The organism is Rothia nasimurium, assembly GCF_035916755.1.
Taxonomy (GTDB): Bacteria; Actinomycetota; Actinomycetes; order Actinomycetales; family Micrococcaceae; genus Rothia.
Genome location: NZ_JAYWIX010000005.1, coordinates 21137 through 36245 on the forward strand (window position 1 = coordinate 21137; position 15109 = coordinate 36245).

General features: G+C 61.6%; 12 protein-coding genes and 1 riboswitch. Of the genes, 5 read left to right on the top strand and 7 right to left on the bottom strand.

The genetic code is table 11. The features are described 5' to 3' along the window. The gene (locus VSX42_RS06260) at positions 1–975 is read right to left on the bottom strand and encodes a GNAT family N-acetyltransferase (protein WP_326503470.1); all 975 of its coding nucleotides are present in this window, start codon (positions 973–975) and stop codon (positions 1–3) included. 196 nt (positions 976–1171) lie between these two features. On the opposite strand from VSX42_RS06260, the gene VSX42_RS06265 reads away from it, so the two are divergent. Beyond that, positions 1172–1792 carry a GNAT family protein gene (locus VSX42_RS06265; RefSeq protein WP_326503471.1) on the top strand — a complete coding sequence of 207 codons (621 nt, stop codon included), beginning with the start codon at positions 1172–1174 and terminating at the stop codon, positions 1790–1792. A gap of 140 nt (positions 1793–1932) precedes the next feature. Here the strand turns inward: VSX42_RS06265 and VSX42_RS06270 are convergent, their stop codons facing one another. After that, positions 1933–3315, bottom strand: coding sequence for a glycine--tRNA ligase (locus tag VSX42_RS06270; protein ID WP_237236387.1), 1383 nt, complete (start codon positions 3313–3315; stop codon positions 1933–1935). 140 nt (positions 3316–3455) lie between these two features. Here VSX42_RS06270 and VSX42_RS06275 point away from each other — a divergent pair, with 140 nt between their 5' ends. After that, the gene (locus VSX42_RS06275; protein WP_326503472.1) at positions 3456–3674 is read left to right on the top strand and encodes an RNA-binding S4 domain-containing protein; all 219 of its coding nucleotides are present in this window, start codon (positions 3456–3458) and stop codon (positions 3672–3674) included. 20 nt (positions 3675–3694) lie between these two features. On the opposite strand, the gene VSX42_RS06280 is transcribed toward VSX42_RS06275, so the two are convergent. The 3 genes from VSX42_RS06280 to VSX42_RS06290 are packed head-to-tail and all read right to left on the bottom strand — an operon-like array spanning position 3695 to position 7000. Beyond that, positions 3695–4381: a phospholipase gene (locus VSX42_RS06280; RefSeq protein WP_326503473.1), complete on the bottom strand. Its 687-nt coding sequence runs from the start codon at positions 4379–4381 to the stop codon at positions 3695–3697. A 31-nt stretch (positions 4382–4412) separates the two neighbouring features. Further along, a complete protein-coding gene (gene metX, locus VSX42_RS06285) occupies positions 4413–5639 on the bottom strand; it encodes a homoserine O-acetyltransferase MetX (protein WP_326503474.1) in 1227 nt (408 codons plus the stop codon). 14 nt (positions 5640–5653) lie between these two features. Continuing rightward, positions 5654–7000: an O-acetylhomoserine aminocarboxypropyltransferase/cysteine synthase family protein gene (locus tag VSX42_RS06290; RefSeq protein ID WP_326503475.1), complete on the bottom strand. Its 1347-nt coding sequence runs from the start codon at positions 6998–7000 to the stop codon at positions 5654–5656. Between the two features lie 121 nt (positions 7001–7121). Continuing rightward, positions 7122–7239, bottom strand: a riboswitch (SAM riboswitch). Between the two features lie 138 nt (positions 7240–7377). Here VSX42_RS06290 and VSX42_RS06295 point away from each other — a divergent pair. From VSX42_RS06295 to VSX42_RS06305, 3 genes are read left to right on the top strand one after another with little or no spacing between them, the layout of a single operon-like run. Then, entirely contained in the window at positions 7378–9561 is a 2184-nt protein-coding gene (locus tag VSX42_RS06295; protein WP_326503476.1) for a S9 family peptidase, read from the top strand. Positions 9562–9569: 8 nt separating this feature from the next. After that, positions 9570–10610 carry a hypothetical protein gene (locus tag VSX42_RS06300; RefSeq protein WP_326503477.1) on the top strand — a complete coding sequence of 347 codons (1041 nt, stop codon included), beginning with the start codon at positions 9570–9572 and terminating at the stop codon, positions 10608–10610. A 1-nt stretch (position 10611) separates the two neighbouring features. Next, a complete protein-coding gene (locus tag VSX42_RS06305; RefSeq protein ID WP_326503478.1) occupies positions 10612–11508 on the top strand; it encodes a hypothetical protein in 897 nt (298 codons plus the stop codon). Between the two features lie 497 nt (positions 11509–12005). Here VSX42_RS06305 and gatB read toward each other — a convergent pair whose 3' ends face one another. Together gatB and gatA are read right to left on the bottom strand one after the other, a co-directional pair. Continuing rightward, complete coding sequence (gatB, locus tag VSX42_RS06310) at positions 12006–13511, bottom strand: Asp-tRNA(Asn)/Glu-tRNA(Gln) amidotransferase subunit GatB (protein ID WP_237187310.1); 1506 nt, start codon at positions 13509–13511, stop codon at positions 12006–12008. Next, positions 13512–15101 carry an Asp-tRNA(Asn)/Glu-tRNA(Gln) amidotransferase subunit GatA gene (gatA, locus tag VSX42_RS06315; RefSeq protein ID WP_326503479.1) on the bottom strand — a complete coding sequence of 530 codons (1590 nt, stop codon included), beginning with the start codon at positions 15099–15101 and terminating at the stop codon, positions 13512–13514. It abuts the gene before it with no gap. Positions 15102–15109: the final 8 nt, after the last annotated feature.

Below are 15109 nucleotides of genomic sequence, written 5' to 3' on the forward strand. Positions count from 1 at the left end.
TTAACCGTCAACCAGTACCAGGGACTCGCTGGTCACGGTGGCAGCCCTCATCTTCACCAGCTGGTCAATCAATACAGCCAGATCCTCCATAGAATCATCGACCTCAATCTGCACAGCGTAGGAGCCGGTCAGCACCGAGAGCAGCTGCATAATAGCTTCGCGGGCGCCGGGGTGGCCCACCCGGTAGCCGATGGTGATTTCGGTGGCGTCATCTTCAGAGACGGGCATCTGGCCGGCGTCTACCTCGATGGGGCGGTAGCTCACGGCAAAGGCGATAATGTCGCCCTTCTTCCCGTTCGCCTGAGCCCGAAGGACGTCATCGCGCAGCACCACAGCGCCCAGGGCCTCGGCCTCATCGGAGAGGAAGAGGCGGTTGACGCGGCCGATGGGCAGGTCGGCGGGCTCGTCCCAGGTGTGTACGGCCCGGTAGAACTCCCAGAACCGCTGGGTAAGTTCGACAGACCCGGTAGCCAGGTCTTCGATGGCCTGGGTGACGCGTTCGGAGTCGTCCTGACGCAGGGGTACAGACGGCACCGCTCCGGCTTCGATGCGTACCATGCGCGAGCGCTGGGCGACCGCGAAACCGCAGGCAGAGGCGAAGTCGAGGCCGGAGGACGCCGGTTCCACCTTGGCACGCAGAGCTACGGTGCAGCCGGGGACTGAGGCAGCGGCGTCCTTCAGGGCCTGCAGGAGCAGGCTGCCGAGGCCTGCGCGGCGGTGTTCGGGGGCTACTTCGATGTAGGACCAGAGGCGGTTGGGGTGCAGGTCAGTCTCGTAGACGGTGCCTGCGGCTACTGGTACTCCCTGGTGCTCGGCGACGAGGGTGCGGGAGAAGCGGGTGTCGGAGTCGGGCCCGAAGGACGAGCGGAAGGCGGCTACCTGCCGGTTTTCGGCATCGTGCCAGTATTCGAGCAGGGCTAGGGTGTCGCCCTCTCGCCAGGGGCGCAGGGTGTAGGTGTTCTCGGCGGTACTCACGGTGGTGCCTTTCGGGTAGCCGGTGGGGTGTACCCATCTACTTTAGCGCCCCTGCCTACGTTGCGGGCGTCCGCGGGGTGAAAGGCGTGCACGCTGAGCGTGAATCGTCCGAGCGGCACCTTGATTTCACCGGCTCGTTACCGGCTAGACTTTAAGGGCTTAAAGTTTATTTGACTCTATTGTTTAGCGTGGTGTTATGACTTCTCCCCTTGCCCACAAGCCCACCCTCGTAGGTTCCCGTATTGAGCTGCGCCCCTTCGACGCCGATGCCATTGACGCCATGATCGGTATTCTGCAGGAGCCCGAGGTTCTGGTTAAGACCGGCACCGTTCACTCCCGCTCAACAGAGACCCACCCCTTCGACGAGGCTAAGACCCGCGAGTGGTACTCCCGCCGCAATGAGAAGAAGAACCGCCTCGATTTGGCGATTTATGCGCTGGACCAGCAGAAGTACGTGGGCGAGGTCGCCTTCAACGAATACGACCCCGATAACGGCTCGGTCAACTACCGTATCGCCATTGGCCAGGCAGGTCAGAATAAGGGCTACGGTACCGAGGCTACTAAGCTCATGGTCGATTACGGCTTTGAGAAGCTCGATCTGCACCGTATTGAGCTGGAGGTGCTGGACTTTAACGAGCGTGCCAAGCACGTCTATACCTCATGCGGCTTTGTGCCCGAAGGACGCCGCCGCGAGGCTTTCCTGATTGACGGCGAGTACCACGACGCGGTCATCAAGTCGGTCCTGCGTAGTGACTGGGAGGCCGCCCGCTCGGTATCGGGCCACCTGACGCTGGATTTGAAGCGTGTCGAGATATAAGACAATGACAAAAGAACGGACGTGCGTTCGTCTGCTGACCCTCTTGGGGCTCGCGCTGGAGCGCTCACCCCAATTCACGCCAGCCCCGAGCCAGCAGACTCTCCGCACGTCCGTCCTTTTGTATATCTAACCTACGTTACTTACTTGGTCAGCTTGGCTGCCAGGTAGGCGGTGACCTGGTCGAGTGAGACGCGTTCCTGGGTCATGGTGTCGCGTTCGCGGATGGTGACGGCCTGGTCTTCGAGGGTGTCGAAGTCAACGGTGATGCAGAAGGGGGTGCCGATTTCGTCCTGGCGGCGGTAGCGGCGGCCGATGGCGCCGGCGTCGTCGTAGTCGATGTTCCAGTTGCGGCGGAGTTCGTCGGCCAGGTTCTTGGCGGTGGGGACGAGGTCTTCCTTCTTGGACAGGGGCAGGACGGCTGCCTTGACGGGGGCTAGGCGCGGGTCGAGCTTGAGCACGGTGCGCTTGTCGACGCCGCCCTTGGTGTTGGGCGCTTCGTCTTCGACGTAGGAGTCGACGAGGAAGGCCATCATGGAGCGGGTCAGGCCGAAGGAGGGTTCGATGACGTAGGGGACGTAGCGTTCGCCGGTGCCCTGGTCGAAGTATTCGAGCTTGGCGTTGGAGTGTTCGTTGTGCACGCCGAGGTCGTAGTTGGTGCGGTTGGCAACGCCCATGAGTTCGCCCCATTCGGAGCCCTGGAAGCCGAAGCGGTATTCGAGGTCCATGGTGCCTGCGGAGTAGTGGGCACGGTCGTCTTCGGGAACGTCGAATTTGCGCATGTTGTCGGGGTTGATGCCGAGGTCAACGAACCAGTTCCAGCAGTCTTCGATCCACTGGTCATAGTACTTAGGTGCGTCGTCGGGGTGTACGAAGTATTCGATTTCCATCTGTTCGAACTCGCGGGTTCGGAAGATGAAGTTGCCGGGGGTGATTTCGTTGCGGAAGGCCTTGCCGATCTGGCCGATGCCGAAGGGCGGACGCTTGCGGGCGGCGGTGACGACGTTGTTGAAATTGACGAAGATGCCCTGGGCGGTTTCGGGGCGCATGTAGTGCAGGCCCTCTTCGTTGTCGACGGGGCCGAGGTAGGTCTTCATGAGGCCGGAGAAGTTTTGGGGTTCGGTCCACTGGCCCTTGGTGCCGCACTTGGGGCAGACGATGTCGTCCATGCCGTTTTCGGGGGCACGACCCTTCTTTGCTTCGAAGGCTTCGATGAGGTGGTCCTGGCGGTGGCGGGAGTGGCAGGAGAGGCATTCAACGAGGGGGTCGGTGAAGGTTGCGACATGGCCTGAGGCTTCCCAGACTGCCTTAGGCAGGATGATGGAGGAGTCGAGGCCGACCATGTCTTCGCGGCCGCGCACGAAGGTCTGCCACCACTGCTGGCGGATATTTTCTTTGAGTTCGGCACCGAGCGGGCCGTAGTCCCATGCTGAGCGGGAGCCTCCGTAGATTTCACCTGCCTGGAAGACGAATCCGCGGCGCTTGGCCAGTGAAATAACGTTGTCGAGTTTGGACTTCGGTGCCATGTTTTTTGGTTTCTCCTATGAGCCTGCGCCACCGGTTGTGGCGTGCTTGGATGTAAAAAGAAAGTGGGCCGGGTGGCGCACTCGCCTTTAAGCCTACCGTACGTAGGGGTGCGAGTGTTGGCGCGGGTAGAGTGGTGGTTATGAGTATTGAGTCTGTTTTTATTCGTGATGAGATGATTCGCCTGGGTCAGTTTTTGAAGCTGGCGAATCTGGTGGAGAACGGGGTGCATGCCCGTGAGGTGATTCAGGACGGCCTGGTGAAGGTGAACGGCGATATTTGTGAGCAGCGCGGGCGTCAGCTATACGCTGGCGATACCGTTGAGCTGAACGGCGTGACTGTTCAGGTGGAGACCGAGTAGGCTACCTGATTCCTCCTGGATTAGGCAGACAGGACCTTCTCATTGAGGAAGGCTGCGATATGGGTGAGTTCTGCGGCAGCAACTCCGTGCCCGATACCGGTGTAGGTGTGGGCAGTGAGGTCGGTGTGCCCGGCTACCCATTCGCGGGTGAAGGCGATTTTGTCGGCGGTGATGATGGGGTCGGCTTCGTCACGGCCCCAGAAGAGGGGCAGGGGCTTGTCCTCTAGCTGGGCGTCCTTGAAGTAGTGCTCTCCCCCGGCCACGGCGTAGCCGGAGAGCCCTACCACGGTCTTGATGAGGTCGGGGCGGGCACGGGCTACCGAGGTGGCAAGGGCCATGCCCTGGGAGAAGCCCAGCAGAGTGACGCTATCGTAGTCGGCGGCGATGGGTTCGAGCCAGCCCAGCAGATAGTCAACGGCCAGTTCGATTGCGGTAAAGCCCACGGTTTCTAGTTGTTGGTTGAGGGGCCACCACTGGTAGCCCTTGGCGGGGCCTTCGACGTAGGCGGAGTCGGCATCGGCCGGCAGTGGGTAGCCGACGGGCTGGGGCGCGCGGACGGACGCGTAGGTCACCTTTTCGCTGGGCAGGTAGGGGGTGAGCCCCAGTAAGTCCCGCTCGTGGGAGCCGTAGCCATGCAGGAGAACAACCAGGTGGGTGCCCCGGCGGAAGGGTTCTGCCTTGGAATATTCAACAAGGTACTGGTTCATAACCCCCAACTTACCACCGGCAGAGCCAGCCTTAGGCCACCGCCCACAGATGCTTTCGCCCCTGCGGTTTTGCTTCGTCGGCGGCGTCCTGGGTTTCGATGCTGGTGGCAAGTATACGTTCGAGCTGTTCGTGTTCGATGAGGAAGCCGTCGTGGCCGCAGGGTGAGTGAATCACGGCGGGTTCTATGGGGCGGGGTAGGGCTGCTGCGAGGATTTGGGAGTCGGAGGGGAAGAAGAGGCGGTCGGAGTCGACGTAGGCGATGGTCCAGTGGCAGGTGGTGCGGGCGAGGGCTTTGTCGAGGCCGCCGCGGTCGCGGCCCAGGTCGTGGGAGAGCAGGGCTTCATTGATGGCCAGGTAGGAATTGGCGTCGAAGCGGGCGGTGAGTTTTGCCCCGTGGTGGTCCAGGTAGTTTTCGACCTGGTAGCGGCCGCGGTCTGCGGGGACGGGGTGCAGAACGTCGTGGCCGTCTTGGGCGTCGCGGCCGAAGCGGAAGTGGAGTTCGGCGGCGGAGCGGTAGGTGGTGTGGGCGATGCGTCGGGCCAGGGCGAGGCCGTTTTCAGGACCGGGGCCGGGGTAGTAGTCGCCGCCGGCGAAGGAGGGGTCTTGGCGGATTGCCAGGTTTTGCATGTGACCCCAGGCGATTTGTTCGGCGGTGGCGGCGGGACCGGAGGCGATGACGGCGCAGGAGCGGACAAGCTCAGGGTAGGTGACGGCCCATTCGGCGGCGCGGGCACCTCCCAGGGAACCGCCGATGACGTGGTGCAGGGAGGTGACGCCGAGCTGGTCAAGCAGGCGTTTTTCGGCGCGGACGCCGTCGCGGATAGTGACCAGGGGGAAGCGGGAGCCCCAGGGCTTTTGTTCGGGGTCGATACTGGCCGGGGCGGGGGAAGCTGGCCCGGTCGATCCGTAGCAGCCGCCAAGCATGTTGGGTGAGATAACGAAGTATTTGTCGGTGTCGATGACGCGGCCGGGGCCGACAGCGGTGGGCCACCAACCTGCAGCTTCGGCGGCCTCGCGGTCTTGCTCGCTGGCGTCCGCTCCTGCCCGGCCTGCCGAGACGTGGGTGTCGCCGGTCAGGGCGTGCAGGATCAAAATGGCGTTGTCGCCCGCCTCGTTGAGGGTTCCCCAGGTTTCGTAGCCGATGGTGACGTCGGGCAGCACTGCCCCCGATTCAAGGGTCAGATCGCCGACTTTGGCGTAGGCGAGGACGCCGTCGGTACGGGTGGGGGTGGTCTCAGCGGGGCGGGCGGTCGTCATTGATTTACCTTTCCTTAGCGGATGGCGGTGAAGCCGAGTTCGAGGTCGGCGAGGATGTCGTCGATGTGTTCGATACCTACCGAGAGGCGGATGAAGGCTGGGTTGATGCCGATGGCTTCAAGCTCTTCGGTGGTGGACTGGCTGTGGGTGGTGGACGCCGGGTGCACGGCCAGGGAGCGTACGTCACCGATGTTGACCAGCAGGGAGTGGAGGGAGAGGGAGTCCACGAATTTCTGGGCGGTTTCGGCGTCGGCGTCCTTGAGGGTGAAGCCGAGGACGGCGCCAGCCCCCTTGGGCAGGTACTTTTGGGCCAGTTCGTAGTAGGGGGAATCGGGCAGACCGGAGTAGGTGACCGATTCGACCTGGGGGTGGTCTTTGAGGAACTGGGCGACTTTGAGGGCGTTCTCTACGTGGCGTTCTACCCGCAGGGAGAGGGTTTCTAAGCCGATGGCGATGTTGAAGGCGTTGGTCGGTGAGATGGAGGAGCCCAGGTCGCGCAGTAGGGAGACACGGGCTTTGAGGATGTAGGAGAGGTTAACTCCGAAGACACCGTCCGCGCCGAGGTCGCGGGCGTAGACCAGCCCGTGGTAGCTTTCGTCGGGCTGGTTGAAGAGGGGGTACTTATCGGGGTAGGCGCCGTAGTCGAAGTTACCGGAGTCTACGATGACACCGCCGACCGAGGTACCGTGGCCGCCCAGGTACTTGGTGGCTGAGTGGATGACCACGTCAGCGCCGTGCTTGATGGGGTTGAGCAGGTAGGGGGTGGCGACGGTGTTGTCGACGATGAGGGGCACACCGACCTCGTGGGCTACGCCCGAGATAGCTTCGGTGTCGAGTACGTCGCCGCGGGGGTTGGGCAGGGTTTCTGCGTAGAAGGCCTTGGTGTTCTCGCGGGCTGCTGCTCGCCAGGACTCGGGGTCGGCGGGATCATCGACGAAGGTGGTTTCGATGCCGAGGTTCTTGAGGGTGTACTTGAGCAGGTTGAAGCTGCCGCCGTAGAGGGAAGGGGAGGCAACGACGTGGTCCCCGGCCCCGGCGATGTTCAGGATTGCGAAGGTTGAGGCTGCCTGGCCGCTGGCGAGCAACAGGGCCCCGACGCCACCTTCGAGAGCAGCGATACGGTTTTCAACGGCTTCCTGGGTGGGGTTGTTGATACGGGAGTAGATGGGGCCCATCTCTGAGAGGGCGAAGCGACCTGCTGCCTGGGCGGAGTCCTTGAAGACAAAGGACGTGGTCTGGTAGATGGGTAGGGCGCGGGCGCCGGTTGCCGCGTCGGGTTCCTGGCCGGCGTGAATCTGCTGGGTTTCGAACTTCCAGCCGGTGGGGTTGGAGGGGGTGGGAACGGTGTTCTCGGTGGTCATGCGGTTATTCCTAGGGACGTCGTTGTTTCAGTGTTCAGTTGAAACGGGCCGCATGCCGTATCTTCCGCCCGGGTAAGGAGGAAAAGAATCTGATGCCCTCGCAGAAGATAGAGGCTCATCGGTCCCGCGCTTGCGTACCTGGTTCTCGGTGGGTACGCCCGGTCATCACCCAGGGCACCCCACCGCGAGTGGAGGGTTGCCGACCAGCTAGCTGGGGCTTAACACTGGTTCTCTTGACCTGTCTCTAGTCTGGCTGGCTCACCCGGGAACCGTCAAGAAAGGGCCCTAAAGTTTCAGCATGTGTCCTTGTATTGCGTACGTTACGTTCTGTGAGCGTCATTTAGAATGGTGGGAAGCGAGTTTTTACGAAAGGGCTGATGATGTCTCTGACTCCTCCTCTTGCCAAGCGCGTGCCCCTTGAGCGCACCCATCACGGTGATACTTTTGTTGATCACTATGAGTGGTTGCGCGATAAGGAAAGCACCGAGGTACTAGAGCAGCTACGCGCTGAGAACGCCTTTACCGAGGCGGTCACAGAAGACCAGCAGCCCCTGCGCGACGCTATTTTTGAAGAGATTAAGGGGCGCACCCAGCTGACCGATATGTCGGTCCCCTCGCGCCGCGGGGCCTGGTGGTACTTTAACCGCACGGTTGCCGGTGAGCAGTACCCGGTCATGTGCCGTGTCCCTGCCCTCACTGAGGGCAGCGTTGAAGAGCGCTACCAGCCGCCGGTCGTCCGCCCCGGTGAGCCGCTTGACGGCGAGCAGGTCGTGCTGGACTGCAACGAGTTTGCCCGCGACATGGCCTTTTTCTCCCTGGGTTCCTTCCAGGTCACCCGCGACGGCTCTCTGCTGACCTTCGGTGTTGATGACTCGGGCGACGAGCGCTATACCCAGTACTTCAAGAACCTCGACACCGGTGAGATTCTGGAGGAAAAGATTGAGGACGTCTTCGCAGGTGCCTTCTTTGCCTCAGGCGCTAAGCACCTGATTTACTCGGTGGCAGATGAGTCCTGGCGCCCCTACGAGGTGCGGGCCCACGCTATCGGCACCAGTGCGTCTGAAGATTTTGCCCTCTACCGCGAGGACGATAACGGGCTCTGGCTGGGTGCCGGTATGTCGTCTTCTCGTACCCACGTGGTCATTACCTCTTCAAACTCCGAGTATTCAGAGACCCGCATTATTAACATCCACGAGCTGGGTCAGTTAGAGCCCACCCTCATTATGAAGCGGGACGCCGGCATCGAGTACTCCACCGACATCATCGACGTGGAGGGCACCGGCTACCTGGTCATAGGCCATAACCACGAGGCTCCCAACGGTGAAATCGTTCTGGCACCCCTGCGCGAAGAGTACGTGCCCTTTGCCGATTTCAAAGCCAGCTGGATTCCCCTTGTACCCCACCGCGCGGACGTCCGCCTAGAAGGTTTCAAGTTCTCCCGCAACCATCTGGTGCTCATGGCCCGTGAGAACACTACCGTTAAGGTATTCGTTGCCCCGCGTACCGCTCTTGCTGAGCAGGTAGCTTCTGCCCACCCCCAGGGCATTGACCTCTATGAGCCCGGCGGCTTCACCGAAGAGCTCTACACGTCAGCCTTCTCCGGTGTGAACATCATGTCCCCGGTCATCCGCCTGAACTACACCTCCTATCTCACCCCCAGCAGCGTCTACGACTACTTCCCCGATACTGACGACCTCGTGCTGCGCCGCCGCACCCCCGTCATCGGCTACAAGCCCGAGAACTACACCGCCTACCGCATGTGGGCACCGGCAGCAGACGGAGCCATGATTCCGCTCTCCGTCATGCACCGCGCCGACCTCGATAAGACCCAGGAAAACCCCGTGATTCAGTACGGCTACGGGTCCTATGAGTCCTCCATGGACCCCTACTTCTCTACCGCCCGCCTCAGCGTGCTGGACCGCGGCGTCATCTTTGTTGTCGCCCATATCCGCGGTGGCGGCGAAATGGGCCGCGCCTGGTACACCAAGGGTAAGAAGCTGGCCAAGAAAAATACCTTCACCGACTTCATCGACGCCACCGACTTCCTAGCCTCCCAGGCCTGGGTGGACGCTGCTCGTATCGGTATCATGGGTGGATCAGCCGGCGGCCTGCTCATGGGCGCTGTTGTCAACATGGCCCCCGAAAAGTACGCAGCCTGCCTGGCCCAGGTACCCTTCGTGGATGCCCTGACCACCATTCTTGATCCCAACCTGCCGCTCTCAGCTCTGGAATGGGAGGAATGGGGCAACCCCATCACCGACAAGGAGGTCTACGACTACATGAAGTCCTACACCCCCTACGAGAACATCCGCCCCGTTAAGTACCCGGCCATTGCAGCTGTTACTTCCCTTAACGACACCCGAGTCTTCTACGTCGAACCGGCCAAGTGGGTAGCAGCCCTGCGCGAGACCATCGACCCGGCTTCCCCCACTCCTCTGCTCAAAATTGAGATGGACGGCGGCCATGGCGGCGGCTCAGGCCGCTACACCGCCTGGCGCGAAATCGCCTGGGACTACTCCTTCCTGCTCACCCACCTGGGTGCCACTAGCGTCACGGAGTAAACCCGCCAATGCCAACGTCCGCTGATCTAGTTGACCTGACCCCGCGCGTCCCCCACGAAATCCTGCTCTCCCTGCTGAACAAGCCGCCCTACCGGGAAAAGTGGATGCGGCACGTGCAAAGGCGCCGGGTTAACTCCATCAACCAACGAGCCGTAGCCACCTTCATCGCCTACGAGATTTCTGACTACCTGGACCAAGACATCGATCCTGCCACCATCAAAGACAGGATCTCGCGCGCCCTGAACGGCGAAGCAATTTCGGACGCCACCGCCCACATGTTCATCACGGCCTTCGAGTTCACCGCAGCCGAAGCCAGAGAACTGCAGCGGGCCCTCTCAGCCCACAGCCTCAGCCGCAAGCTCGCCCAGCGGGCAGAGACCCTCACCAGCGCCGAACGCACCATCGACACCCGCAACTACACCTCCCTCTCCACTCTGATGGACGGCTACATCGACCGGTTCGGCTTCATGCGGCACTTCATCGTCACCGAGGTAATTCGCTCTGAAATCGACGAACTCACCCTCATCTCCCCCCGCTTCGAGTCCACGGATTCCACCGTCACCCTGCTTGAGGGTGGCGAGCTGGTCTCCATGAGCGAGCATGAACGTGCCCATATCCACCACCCAGATAACACCATGTGGCAGCTGGCCATCAAACCGCCTGCCCCCGTCCGCTACGGCCAGGTCCACCAGATTCGCTACCGTATCGACCTCGATATCGACCCCATGCTGCGTGAACGAGAAAAATACAACTACGCCTCGCTGGGCCCCTTCACCCCGGCACGGTTCAACGTCTCCCTAGCGCTCACTTTCGATGCTGAGCCCGCGAATATGGTTCAAAAAATTTGGTCCCACACCATGAAGGACGAAAGCCTACTAGAAGTCGTTGAGCTACCCTCCCAGCAGCGCTACTCCATGAGCTTCCCCATCGCCGAAGACACCGTTTTCGCCTACTTCTGGGACTCCGACTACGAGGGTGCCATCCGCTACTACCACGGGGATGACCCCGCCTGGCTCTCCCGCCTCACCCCCGCCGACCCCAACTCATAGCATGCCTACTACACCCAGCTCAGCATCAACTACCCACCTGGTCAGCGCCCTGCTCCGCTCAGAGCTCTTGGAACCCTACGTGCGCGACACTTGGGAGCGCTACATCCACCACGAACAACTGGGCGAAGCCAACCCCTTCTCGATTAGGGCCATCGCCCGAGCGATGAGCGCCCACCAGCACACCGTCTACGGCCTAGAAATCCCGCCCCACAAGTACAAAGACCGGGTACGCCGCGCTATTACCGGCGAGCACATCAGCAGCGAAACCATCGACCTATTCAGCGAAACCTTCGGCTTCGACGAACGCACCCAAAAAGCCCTCCGCAAGGCAGCCACTCAAGGTTTCGATGACTCAGAAACCGTCCAATTCCTCCGTACCAACCCCCAGGTGCTCACGTCAAGCTGCTACCTGGACATTCAGCTTGACCCGGCTGATCCCGGTGCCTTTACCCTCAATGCCACCTACACCCTGCTCAGCCTCGAATCAGGCTGTTCCGCCTTCGTCTTTGCCCTGCCCCAGGGCCAGGAACTCACCTGCACCAACCGCCATTTTTCGGTATCACGCGTGAGTGAAGACCAGGACTGGGTCTTCACCCCCACCAGCTTCATTCCACCCCTCCAAACCTTCATGCTGCGGTTCAGCGTCTGCGGTGCAGTCCGTCCCCAGGCGGACGGCAGCTACCGGCTCCTTTTACCCTTCACCCACCGCAGCTACTCCGCAGCCATCAAGCTTACCGCAGCAGGCAGCCCCCTAGCTGTGAGCTTCACCGAGCAGACGTCAGCTGGTGCTTCCCCCATCACCACCACATGTGCTGACACCGTCACCGACTACTTCTCCCACTTCTACCCCAGCCTCAAAGACACCACACTGGCCCTTAACTGGGCGCCCACTCCCTAGACCGATAGTTTCAACCAAAAAATTTTCGCCCCACAGTAAAACTGCGATATAAGCGAGACGGGGGAGAACATAACCTAAACGTGTAAGGTTTGGTGGATGTGGTAACCATCTTTCCTTACACTCGATAATCTAACCGGTGTTCGAGACTCAGAGCTTCTGAAAAGAACATCCCGCCCCTGGTGCGTGTTTTTCGCTCCTAGTTTCCCCCCTCTGTACTAGTGTGAGGGTCTCTCACCGTGTTAAATCGAGACCCTAGGTAGCTTCAGTGCGATTTTTGCTACCTAATCTAGCGGTCGGTTAGTTTTCCCTAGTGCGCCGACCGTTCACCGGGTAGAGCTCTTTACCCCAGAGCCCTACCCACGGTGCAAAGTAATAAGGCGCCCCTCTTTCCCAGAGCGGGCGCCTTCTTTGTGCCCTTTCCTCTCCAGGGCAAGAAAAACCGGGCGCCCTCCCCACAGGGGAGAACGCCCGGTCAGTAGATTGACCAGAGAAGGGCTTTAGCCCTCGACGCCCAGCTTTTCGAGAATCAGCTCGCGCACGCGTCCGGCATCTGCCTGACCGCGGGTAGCCTTCATAACCTGGCCAACCACGGCACCAGCGGCCTGAACCTTACCGGCACGAATCTTGTCGGCAACATCGGGCATAGCGGCCAGAGCCTCGTCGATAGCGGCGGTCAGGGCCGAATCGTCAGAGACAACGGCCAGGCCGCGCTTCTCAACAATCTCAGCCGGGGTGCCCTCACCCTCAATGACGAAGCCCAGCACCTGGCGGGCAATCTTATCGTTGATCTTCTTACCCTCAATCAGCTGGTTGAGCTCAACGATAGTAGCGGCGGTTGCACCGGTTTCGGTCAGCTCAACCTCGCGTTCCTTGGCGATACGGGCAATCTCGCCCATCCACCACTTACGAGCAACTGAGGCGGGAGCACCGGCAGCAACGGTCTCTTCGATAGCGTCCATAGCACCGGCATTGACCACGTCGCGGAACTCCTCGTCCGAGAAGCCCCAGTCAGCCTTCAGACGGCGGCGGCGCTCAGCAGGAGGCTCAGGCAGCTCGGCGCGCAGGCGCTCAATCCACTCTTCGTCGGTGACGACCGGAACCAGGTCGGGCTCGGGGAAGTAGCGGTAGTCGTCCGCATCTGACTTGGGGCGGCCGCTGGTGGTCTCGCGGGTGTCTTCGTGCCAGTGGCGGGTTTCCTGAACGACCTTTTCGCCTGCTTCGAGGACGGCCGCGTGACGCTGAATCTCGTAGCGCACCGCACGCTCGACCGAACGCAGGGAGTTCACGTTCTTGGTTTCTGAGCGGGTACCGAACTCGGTGGAGCCCTTGGGCATGAGCGAGACGTTGGCGTCGCAGCGTACGTTACCGCGCTCCATGCGGGCGTCCGAAATACCCAGGTTCTTGACGATTTCGCGAATGGCAGCCACGTAGGCGCGGGCCAGCTCGGGGGCCTTGTCGCCTGCACCCACGATGGGGCGGGTCACGATTTCAATCAGGGGAACACCGGCGCGGTTGTAGTCGACCAGGGAGAAATCTGCGCCCTGAATACGGCCAGCGGTGCCGCCCTTGTGGGTCAGCTTGCCAGCGTCTTCTTCCATGTGGGCACGCTCGATGTCGATGGTGAAGACAGTGCCGTCCTCCAGCTCAACGTCCAGGGATCCGTTAGCGGCGATGGGCTCGTCGTACTGGGAGGTCTGGAAGTTCTTGGGGGTGTCGGGGTAGAAGTAGTTCTTGCGGGCAAAGTGGCTAACGGGTGCGATCTCGCAGCCCAGTGCCAGGCCCAACTTGATAGCAGACTCTACAGCCTTACCGTTGACCACCGGCAGCACGCCGGGCAGGCCCAGCGAGACGGGGGTGACGTTGGTGTTCGGGGTATCGCCGAATTCGTTGGGGGCGGCGTCGAACATCTTGGTCTTGGTGTTGAGTTCTACGTGAACCTCGAAGCCGAGTACGGGGTCGTACTTCTCCATGGCTTCTTCAAACGACAGGATTTCGTCAGACATTTACTTAGCTCCCTCGAAGTCAAAGTCACGGATCAGGGCGGCGGTATCGGGCAGCTGCTCGTGCAGGTAGCCACCCCACTTAGCGGTCAGCAGGGCTTCCAGGCCAGCACCGGCGCGGTAGAGGCGGGCATCCTCGTGGGCGGGTGCGGTGAACTGGATACCGACGGGCAGGCCGTCCTCATCTGCTAGGCCACCGGGCAGGGACAGGGAGGGCACACCGGCCAGGTTGGTGGGTACGGTGGCGATATCGCCCTTATACATGGCCATGGGGTCGCCCTTGGTCTTCTCCCCCAGCTTGTAGGCGGTGGTGGGCGCGGTGGGGCTAATCAGCACGTCTGCAACCTCAAATGCCTTGGCGTAGTCGCGCTGAATCAGGGTGCGCACCTTCTGGGCTGAGCCGTAGTAGGCGTCGTAGTAACCAGCGGACAGGGCGTAGGTACCCAGGATGATGCGGCGCTTGGCTTCTGAGCCGAAGCCTGCGGCACGGGAAGCTGCCATGACGCGCTCGATGGTGACGTTGCCTTCTTCGGGCAGCTTACGCAGACCGAAGCGGACGCCGTCGTACTTGGCCAGGTTAGATGAGACCTCGGAGGACATAATCAGGTAGTAGGCCCCGATTGCTTCCTTGACGGAGGGCAGGGAGACCTCGACGATTTCTGCGCCGGCTTCCTTGAGCAGCTCCAGGGACTCGTTGAAGCGGGCCATGACGCCGGGCTGGAAGCCCTCGCCGGTCAGTTCCTTGATGACGCCGACGCGAAGGCCCTTGAGGCCACCTTCAGCGGCACCGGCGCGGGCGGCGTCCGCATAGGCGGGGACGGGCTCGTTCAGGGAGGTGGAGTCCTTGGGATCGTGACCACCAATGACCTCGTGCAGCAGGGCGGTGTCGAGGACGGTGCGGGCGCAGGGGCCGACCTGGTCCAGGGATGAGGCCATGGCAATGACGCCGTAGCGGGAGACCGAGCCGTAGGTGGGCTTGACGCCAACGGAACCGGTGACGGCTGCAGGCTGGCGGATGGAGCCACCGGTATCGGTACCCAGGGCCAGGGGAGCCTGGAAGGCAGCTACTGCTACAGCGGAGCCACCTCCGGAGCCACCGGGAATACGGTCCAGGGCCCAGGGGTTGCGGGTGACGCCGAACGCTGAGTGCTCGGTGGTGGAGCCCATAGCGAACTCATCGAGGTTGGTCTTACCCAGAATGGGCATACGGGCCTCGCGGATCTTTTGGGTGACGGTGCCGTCGTAGGGGCTCATCCAGCCCTCAAGCATACGGGAGGCAGCGGTGGTGGGCTGACCCTTGGTGACGATGAGGTCTTTAACGGCGATGGGGACGCCTGCCAGGGCGGGGAGTTCCTTACCAGCTGCGCGGTCTGCGTCTACGGCGGCAGCAACTTCCAGAGCCTCTTCAGCGTTCAGGTGTAGGAAGGCGTTGAGTCCGCTCTTGCCGGCTGCGCGGTTTTCTGTGTCCAGAGGTTCGCCATCGGTGGCGATAATGTGGTCGATGTAGGCCTGGGTTGCCTCAACAGAGGTCAGTTCACCGGCAGCCAGTTTCTCAGCAAGTTCTGCTGCGGAAAGTTTGATGATGTCCTTCATGCCCGCTC